Raw genomic sequence first — 7598 nt, 5'->3', positions numbered from 1 at the left:
TCCCGCCAATAGCGCGCGTAGGAACGGAAGGAGTCTCGGACGAGGTCGTCGGGGACCTCCGCGGGGGCGACCCCGAGGACCCGGGACAGGTTCTTGCGGAGCTGGGAGTCCTCCCCTTGACGTCGGGCGGCGACGTCGGCTCCGGTCCGGAACAGGGCCCGTGCCACCGGTTCGGGGAGCGCGCGCACCAGAGCCCACCCCGCGGCGTACCCGAGGTCCGAGGCCCGCTGGCCCAGCCGGGTCATCGGTCGCCCGCCGTCGGTGACCCGAGCCGGTCGAGCCGCCCGAGGTGGTCGGCCCGTCCGCCCCACACCCTCTGGAGGACCGTGATGAGACTGCCCACCGCGACCACCGTGATCGCGATCTCGAGGGCCCAGGGGACGCCGAGACCCTCCAGGCCGGCACCGAGCAGGATCAGGACGAGGCGGTCGGCGCGTTCCATCAGACCGCCGGGCGTGCGCAGACCCCCGGCGTCCGCGCGGGCCTTGGAGTAGGACACGACCTGGGAGAGCACGAGGCACGCCAGCAGCATGCCGAGCGCGTACTTGTTGTCCGGTTCGGCGTCCACCAGCCACCACAGCAGGGACGCGAGGATCACACCGTCGGCCACCCGGTCCGACACCGCGTCGACCAGCGCGCCGTAGGGGGACCCGCCGTCACCCGCCCGGGCGACCGCCCCGTCGACCAGGTCGAGCAGGGTGCACAGGGCGATCACGATCGCCCCTGCCACCAGGTGGCCGTTGCCGAAGAGCGCGACCGCCGCCGCACAGGTCAGCACCAGCCCGGCCAGGGTGATGCCGTTCGCGGTGACCCCGATCCGGACCAGGAACGTCGCGAAGGGGTGTGCCACCTTGGTGACACCCGACCTTCCGAACTCGCTCAGCATCTGTTCCCCCGCAATCAGGTGTGGTCGGGCCCGGGCACGGTCGACCACGCCTCGGCCAGCAGTTGTCGGGTCTGACGGAGCAACTGGGGCAGCACCTTGGTTCCGCCGGTCACCGTAATGAAGTTGGCGTCGCCGATCCAGCGCGGCACGACGTGTTGGTGCAGATGATCCGACAGCGAACCCCCCGCGGCGCTGCCCAGGTTGAGCCCCACGTTGAACGAATCCGGTCGGGACACGGCCTTGACGACCCGGATCAACTGCTGGGTGTACGACATCAGCTCACGCGCCTCGTCGTCGTCGAGATCCTCCAGGTCGGCCACCTTGCGGTACGGCACCACCATGGCGTGCCCGGGGTTGTACGGGTACAGGTTGAGTACCACGTAGACATGGGCGCCACGGGCGACCATCAGGCCGTCCTCGTCGCTCATCCGGGGGATGTCGAGGAAGGGCTCCCCGGTCATACCCTCGGCGGGCTCGGGCGTCGACTCGGCGATGTACGACATCCGGTACGGGGTCCACAGCAGCTGCAGGCGATCCTCCCCCACCCCGTACTGGCGGTACCCGTCCGTCGGGGTCGGTTCCCGGGGCGTCACACCCGCTCCGCCGTGGGCACGTCGTTGCGCCGCGAGTTGATCCAGTAGACGATCTTGTCCATCGCGGCGTTCCGGGAGACCCCGTTGAGCTGGGTGCCGTCGGGGAACCGGAAGCTCACCGCGCCCGCCTCGACGTCCCGGTCGCCGGCCAGCAGCATGAACGGGACCTTGCCGGTCGTGTGGTTGCGGATCTTCTTCTGCATGCGCTCGTCCGCGAGATCGAGTTCGGCGCGGATCCCGCGGCCGCGGAGTTCGTCGATCACGTCCTCGAGGTGCTTCTCGTGGGCCTCGGCCACCGGGATCCCCACCACCTGCACGGGCGCGAGCCACGCCGGGAACATCCCCGCGTAGTGCTCGAGCAGGACGGCGAAGAACCGTTCGATGGACCCGAAGAGCGCGCGGTGGATCATCACCGGGCGCTTCTTGGTGCCGTCCGCGGCGTTGTAGGTGAGGTCGAACAACTCGGGGAGGTTGAAGTCGAGCTGCACCGTGGACATCTGCCAGGTCCGGCCGATCGCATCGCGCGCCTGGACCGAGATCTTGGGTCCGTAGAAGGCCGCCCCGCCCGGGTCCGGGACCAGCTCGAGACCCGAGTTGGTGGCGACCCGTTCGAGCGTCTCGGTGGCGCGCTCCCAGATCTCGTCACCGCCGACGTACTTCTCGGGGTCCTTGGTCGACAGCTCGAGGTAGAAGTCCTCGAGGCCGTAGTCGCGCAGCAGCGAGATGATGAAGGACAGCACGGAGGCGATCTCGCCCTCCATCTGGTCCTCGGTGCAGTAGATGTGGGCATCGTCCTGGGTGAAACCGCGCGCGCGGGTGAGCCCGTGGATCACGCCCGACTTCTCGTACCGGTAGACCGTGCCGAACTCGAACATCCGCAGCGGCAGTTCGCGGTAGGAGCGGCCGCGGGAGTCGAAGACCAGGTTGTGCATGGGGCAGTTCATGGGCTTGACGTAGTAGTCCTGCCCCGGCTTGGTCTCCCTGCCGTCGGCGTCGTACTCCGCGTCTAGAACCATGGGAGGGAACATCCCCTCCGAGTACCAGCTCAGGTGCTGGGACTTCCGGAAGAGATCGCCCTTGGTCACGTGCGGGGTGTTGACCAGCGAGTACCCGGCGGACAGGTGTCGCTTGAGGGAGTGCTGTTCCATCTCGTTGCGGATGATCCCGCCACGGGGGTGGAAGACCGGAAAGCCGGAGCCGATCTCGTCCGGGAAACTGAACAGGTCGAGCTCCGTGCCCAACCGGCGGTGGTCCCGTTTCTCCGCCTCGGCGAGGCGATCGAGGTAGGCGTCCATCGCCTCCGTGCTCTCCCACGCCGTGCCATAGACGCGCTGAAGACCGGCGTTCTTCTGATCCCCGCGCCAGTACGCAGCGGAGGAGCGGGTGAGGGTGAACGCGGGGATGAACTTGGTGGTGGGTGTGTGGGGGCCCCGGCACAGATCCGACCAGACCACCTCGCCCGTGCGCGGGTTGAGATTGTCGTACGCGGTCAGTGCGCCGGCCCCGACCTCCATGATCTCCGCGTCCTCGAGGGCCTCGGCGCCCCCGGCGTCGCCGGAATCCGCCCGGCCCTTGTCCTCCACCAACTCGAGCTTGTACGGCTCGCCGGCGAGCTCGGCGCGTGCCTCGTCCAGAGAGGCGTACTCGCGCCGGGCGAAACGCTGGCCCGACTTGATGATCTTCTTCATCCGCTTCTCGAGGTCCTTGAGGTCCTCGGGAGTGAACGGCTCGGCCACGTCGAAGTCGTAGTAGAAGCCGTTCTCGATCGGCGGGCCGATCCCCAGCTTGGCCTCGGGGAACTTGTCCTGGACGGCCTGCGCCAACACATGTGCACAGGAGTGCCTGATGACGGACCTGCCGTCCTCGGTGTCCGCGCGGACGAGTTCGACCTCGGTGTCCGCCTCTGGCGCCCACGACAGGTCGCGCAGCGCGCCACCGGGGTCGCGCACCACCACGACGGTCTCGGGGCCGCTCTTCGACTGCAACTCCCGCTCGGCGAGGATCTTGCCCGCTGGCTCTCCCGCCGGAATGACGGTGGTGGTCACGGTGCCCGCACCCGTTGCGTCGACGTCGGCTTCCGGCATGCGGTTCTCGGACACGGGGGTCTCGGACACGGGGGGCGATCTCCTCGGCAGTGGATGACGGGTGACCGTGGGTCACCCGTGACGGCGCACCAGCTCCGGTGACGGACCTGGGCCGGTTCATGCTACCCGGCGCCTCGCGGAATCCCGGACCGCCTCGGGCCGTTGTACCCGCCATGCGCATAGACATCTGGTCCGACGTCGTCTGCCCCTTCTGCTGGATCGGCAAACGCCATCTGGAGTCCGCACTGGAGGCCTTCCGGGCAGACCACCCCGACACGGACGTCGAGGTGGTCTGGCGGGCCTTCGAACTCGACCCCGCAGCGCCGCGGCACGGCGAGAGCGGCGTCGACGAGTCCAGCGCACAGATGCTCTCGCGCAAGTACGGCATGCCGCAGGCGGAGGCGGAGGCCACGCAGGAACAGATGGCGGGACGGTTCCGGGAACTCGGATTGGAGTTCGACTGGCGGTCCGCCACGATCTCCTCGACCTTCGACGCCCACCGGCTGGCGGCACTGGCCGCAGACCACGAGAAGGCGGACGAGATCGACGAGGCGTTGCGCCGCGCCCACTTCACCGACGGCGAGCGCCTCTCGGATCCGGCGGTCCTCAGGCGCATCGGTGTCGAGGCCGGGCTGCCCGCCGACGCGGTCGACCAGATGCTGTCCGGGGACGGGTTCGGCGAGCGCGTCCGTGAAGACGTGGAGGCCGCCCGTGGGATCGGGGTGCAGGGAGTGCCGTTCTTCGTCTTCGACGGCAGGCTCGCCGTGAGCGGTGCACAGCCCGTCGAGGTGTTCGGCCAGGCCCTGGAGCAGGCTGTCGCCGGACGGCAGGACTGACTCGGCGCACCGGCTGGCCCGGATACGAACGCAGCCCCCGTCTCCCGGTCACCGGGGCGGAGGCTGCGTGTGCGGTGTGGTCCTAACTGGGTTCGAACCAGTGACCTCTCCGGTGTGAACGGAGCGCTCTTCCACTGAGCTATAGGACCGCGCGTGGCCCGATCTCTCGATCGGCACCGGAACACTGTAGCAAGCCGGACCCGCGGCCCCAATTCGGGGTCGGCGAGGCGCCGGAGCCGTGTCGGTGCCGTGCCGGTACCGTGCCGACACGCGTCCGGAGAGCCGGTGCGCGCTGGGCCGCAGAACCCCGGATCAGGGCGTCCGTGCAGGTGGAACCCGGTTTCCGGCCCCCGATTTGTGTTCCAAGTTCGGCGTCGGCTAATGTTCATTCTCGCAACGCGGTGAGCAACAGCGAGCCGGGGAGCAGTGCGGATGTGGCGCAGCTGGTAGCGCATCACCTTGCCAAGGTGAGGGTCGCGGGTTCGAATCCCGTCATCCGCTCGGAGGGATCGAGGAGCCAGGAGTCCTCACCGGGCTCGATACCTTTTCGGTGGAGTGGCCGAGTGGTGAGGCAGCGGCCTGCAAAGCCGTCAACACGGGTTCGATTCCCGTCTCCACCTCCACGCCGGAGAGATCCGGTCGGTGAATCCCGCGCGATTAGCTCAGCGGGAGAGCGCTTCCCTGACACGGAAGAGGTCACTGGTTCAATCCCAGTATCGCGCACCACGACACACGCCCCGGCTGACCGCCGGGGCGTCGTGCATTTCGGCGGGATCGCTCCCTGTTCGGTACGTGCCCGTGCTCGCCGCGTGATGAGGATCACTCATCATCGGGGTATGTCCACTGCGCACAGACTGCCCCACACGGCGACGGTCGACTCGATTTCCCTGGAGGACGTCCGGGGGCGGGTCGTCGACCTCCGGCACACCACGGGCATCCTCGTCGACCTGCGCCGCACGGCCACGGACACCTACGAGGTCACTATGGTCCTCGGAGGCGGAGACGACTCGGAACGGCTGGTGATGTCCGGGGTGGGTGGGACCGAGAACCTGCACCTGCATTCCTGATCCCCGTGCCCCGCTAGTCTCACGGGGTGATCGCCAGCGTCGAACCCACCGTCGAACCCGCAGTCGCGGCAGATCTCGGCCCGATTGCCGCGCTGGCAGCCCGGACGTTCCCGCTGGCGTGTCCCCCGGATCTCCCCCGGGACTCGATCGACGCCTTCATCGCCCGGCATCTCTCCACCGGCGCGCTGAGTGTCCATCTGGTCACCCCCGGGCACGAACTCCTCGCGGCCAGGACGCCGGGTGGGCGACTCGCCGCATACGCCCTCCTCGTGGACGGGATCGAGATGGACCCGGCCTGCGCCGATCAGATCCTCCACCGACCCACCGTCGGGATCAGCAAGCTGTACGTCGACCCCGGCCACCACGGTTCGGGCATCGCGGCCCTGGTTCTCGACGACGTCGTCCGGAGGTGTGCCGGGAGGGGCGCGCGAAGTCTGTGGCTCGCCACCAACGTGGCCAACACCAGGGCACGCCGGTTCTACGCCAGGCAGGGGTTCGCCGAACGGGGAACGCGCACGTTCGACGTGGGCGGCGTGTCCAACACCGACGTCGTCTACGAGAGGGAGCTCGGTGGGAGGGCCCCGGGTCAGGACTGAGCGTTCAGCCGCCGACCGTCTCGAAACGCGACAGCGCGAGGAGCCGGGACGTGGCCCGCAGGTACTTCTTCCGGTAGCCGCCGGCGATCATCTCCTCGGTGAAGATCGCGTCGAGCTTCTCCCCCGAGTTACGGACGGGGATCCCGGCGTCGTACAGGCGGTCCGCCAGGACGACCAGACGCAGGGCGATGGCCTGGTCCGGCAACGGAGCGACGTCGCGCAGGCACACCCTGGTCACCCCGTCGACGAGGCGGTTGTACTTGGACGGGTGGAGGGTGGCCAGGTGCCCGCACAGCGCGTCGAAGTCGTCCAGCGTCGCCCCGGGGTCCGCGCCGGCGTCCGCCTCGAGCTCCGCCTCGGACATGGGGTCCGGCGCCGGAGGAAGATTGCGGTGACGGTAGTCGGGGCCGTCGACTCGGATCGACTCGAAGATCCCCGACATCTTGCGGATCTCGCGCATGAAGTCCTTGGCCGCGAACCGCCCCTCGCCGAGCTGCTCGGGAAGGGTGTTGGAGGTGGCGGCCACGCTGACGCCCGCCGTGGTGAGCTCCGCGAGCAGCCGGGACACCAGCATGGTGTCACCCGGGTCGTCCAGCTCGAACTCGTCGATGCACAGCACCGAGTGACCGGACAGCTCCTCGACCGCACGGTTGAACCCGAGGGCACCCACCACGTGGGTCAGTTCGACGAACGTGCCGAACGCCTTGGGCTCGGGACAGGTGTGGTAGATCGAGGTCAACAGGTGGGTCTTGCCCACACCGAACCCGCCGTCGAGATAGATCCCCGCCCCCTCCACCGACTTGGGTCGACGCCCGAACAGTCCCTTCTTGGGGGAACGACGGGTCACGACGCCCTCGGCGAACTCCCGACACGCCTTGACCGCGGCGGCCTGGGAGGGCTCGGCGGGGTCCGGGATGTAGGACTCGAAACTCACGTCATCGAACATCGACGGCGGGACCATCTGTGCCACGAGTTGGTCGGCGGGGACCACCGGGGTGACGTCAACGAGGCGAGAGACCATGCGATGAGCCTATCGTGGGGCGACAGGCGTCAGAACGGAAGGAGCCCCAGGTGCTGTCGACCCGACCCCCCGCGCTCGACGACGACCCGGCTTCGCTCGACGCGATCTGGACCGCCCTCCAGCCGGACCAGCCCACGGGCGCCCCGATGATCCGTGCCGTCATGATCTCCTCCATCGACGGGACCACCACCGTCGACGGCCGGAGCGGGGGCCTGGGAACGCCCACCGACCGCCTGGTCTACGACGCCATGCGGGCCCGCGCCGACCTCGTCCTGGTGGGGTCCGGGACGGCGTTGGCCGAACGCTACGGTCCCGCCGTGGTGAGCCCGGTCTGGACGGACCGGCGCACCGGACCCGCGCCCACCGTCCTCGTCCTCACCAGGTCGCTACCCGATCGGCTGATCGACCTCTGCGCCGGCACCGACGACCGGGTCCGGATCGCCGCGGCACACGAGGTGGGTCGTCAGCGCATCGAGGCCGCGCGGGCGCGGGGCGTGAGAGTGCACGTGCTCGAC

General features: G+C 69.0%; 8 protein-coding genes, 4 tRNA genes and 1 pseudogene. 7 read left to right on the top strand and 6 right to left on the bottom strand.

Annotated features, from left to right (window positions below):
• The 4 genes and pseudogenes from G6018_RS07480 to thrS form a co-directional block, all read right to left on the bottom strand.
• Positions 1-245 (bottom strand): annotated as a pseudogene (locus G6018_RS07480) (phosphatidylinositol mannoside acyltransferase); the annotation flags it as partial.
• Complete coding sequence (gene pgsA / locus G6018_RS07475; protein WP_182610601.1) at positions 242-886, bottom strand: phosphatidylinositol phosphate synthase; 645 nt, start codon at positions 884-886, stop codon at positions 242-244. The gene pgsA and the pseudogene G6018_RS07480, both read right to left, overlap by 4 nt.
• Positions 887-900: 14 nt before the next feature.
• Positions 901-1479, bottom strand: coding sequence for an HIT domain-containing protein (locus G6018_RS07470; RefSeq protein WP_182610602.1), 579 nt, complete (start codon positions 1477-1479; stop codon positions 901-903).
• Positions 1476-3563 carry a threonine--tRNA ligase gene (gene thrS / locus G6018_RS07465; RefSeq protein ID WP_182639283.1) on the bottom strand — a complete coding sequence of 696 codons (2088 nt, stop codon included), beginning with the start codon at positions 3561-3563 and terminating at the stop codon, positions 1476-1478. The genes G6018_RS07470 and thrS overlap by 4 nt, the downstream gene beginning before the upstream one ends.
• Before the next feature lie 173 nt (positions 3564-3736).
• On the opposite strand from thrS, the gene G6018_RS07460 reads away from it, so the two are divergent.
• Positions 3737-4399 (top strand): DsbA family oxidoreductase, encoded by a 663-nt coding sequence (locus G6018_RS07460; RefSeq protein WP_182639282.1) that lies wholly within the window; start codon positions 3737-3739, stop codon positions 4397-4399.
• Between the two features lie 77 nt (positions 4400-4476).
• Here G6018_RS07460 and G6018_RS07455 read toward each other — a convergent pair.
• Positions 4477-4548, bottom strand: a tRNA-Val gene (locus G6018_RS07455).
• Positions 4549-4827: 279 nt separating this feature from the next.
• Here G6018_RS07455 and G6018_RS07450 point away from each other — a divergent pair.
• The 5 genes from G6018_RS07450 to G6018_RS07430 all read left to right on the top strand — a co-directional run bounded on the left by G6018_RS07450 (position 4828) and on the right by G6018_RS07430 (position 6062).
• Positions 4828-4900, top strand: a tRNA-Gly gene (locus tag G6018_RS07450).
• Between the two features lie 48 nt (positions 4901-4948).
• A tRNA-Cys gene (locus tag G6018_RS07445) sits at positions 4949-5022 on the top strand.
• A 28-nt stretch (positions 5023-5050) separates the two neighbouring features.
• Positions 5051-5125 (top strand) — tRNA-Val (locus G6018_RS07440).
• A gap of 110 nt (positions 5126-5235) precedes the next feature.
• Complete coding sequence (locus G6018_RS07435) at positions 5236-5466, top strand: hypothetical protein (protein WP_179525389.1); 231 nt, start codon at positions 5236-5238, stop codon at positions 5464-5466.
• A 26-nt stretch (positions 5467-5492) separates the two neighbouring features.
• A complete protein-coding gene (locus G6018_RS07430) occupies positions 5493-6062 on the top strand; it encodes a GNAT family N-acetyltransferase (RefSeq protein WP_338404200.1) in 570 nt (189 codons plus the stop codon).
• Positions 6063-6066: 4 nt separating this feature from the next.
• Here G6018_RS07430 and zapE read toward each other — a convergent pair whose 3' ends face one another.
• Positions 6067-7083 carry a cell division protein ZapE gene (gene zapE, locus G6018_RS07425; protein WP_179525390.1) on the bottom strand — a complete coding sequence of 339 codons (1017 nt, stop codon included), beginning with the start codon at positions 7081-7083 and terminating at the stop codon, positions 6067-6069.
• 50 nt (positions 7084-7133) lie between these two features.
• Between zapE and G6018_RS07420 the strand changes: the two genes are divergently transcribed.
• Positions 7134-7598, top strand: a 465-nt coding sequence (locus G6018_RS07420) for a dihydrofolate reductase family protein (RefSeq protein ID WP_182639281.1), incomplete at its 3' end; no start/stop codon positions are given.

The organism is Dietzia sp. DQ11-44 (assembly GCF_014145205.1).
Taxonomy (GTDB): Bacteria; Actinomycetota; Actinomycetes; order Mycobacteriales; family Mycobacteriaceae; genus Dietzia; species Dietzia natronolimnaea.
This window is presented reverse-complemented; position numbering and strand designations above follow the sequence as displayed.

Bases quoted from the DNA above. Each gene is read 5' to 3' on its own strand.
- pgsA (WP_182610601.1), bottom strand. From the start codon at position 886: ATGCTGAGCGAGTTCGGAAGGTCGGGTGTCACCAAGGTGGCACACCCC.
- thrS (WP_182639283.1), bottom strand. From the start codon at position 3,563: ATGCCGGAAGCCGACGTCGACGCAACGGGTGCGGGCACCGTGACCACC.
- G6018_RS07460 (WP_182639282.1), top strand. From the start codon at position 3,737: ATGCGCATAGACATCTGGTCCGACGTCGTCTGCCCCTTCTGCTGGATC.
- G6018_RS07435 (WP_179525389.1), top strand. From the start codon at position 5,236: ATGTCCACTGCGCACAGACTGCCCCACACGGCGACGGTCGACTCGATT.
- zapE (WP_179525390.1), bottom strand. From the start codon at position 7,083: ATGGTCTCTCGCCTCGTTGACGTCACCCCGGTGGTCCCCGCCGACCAA.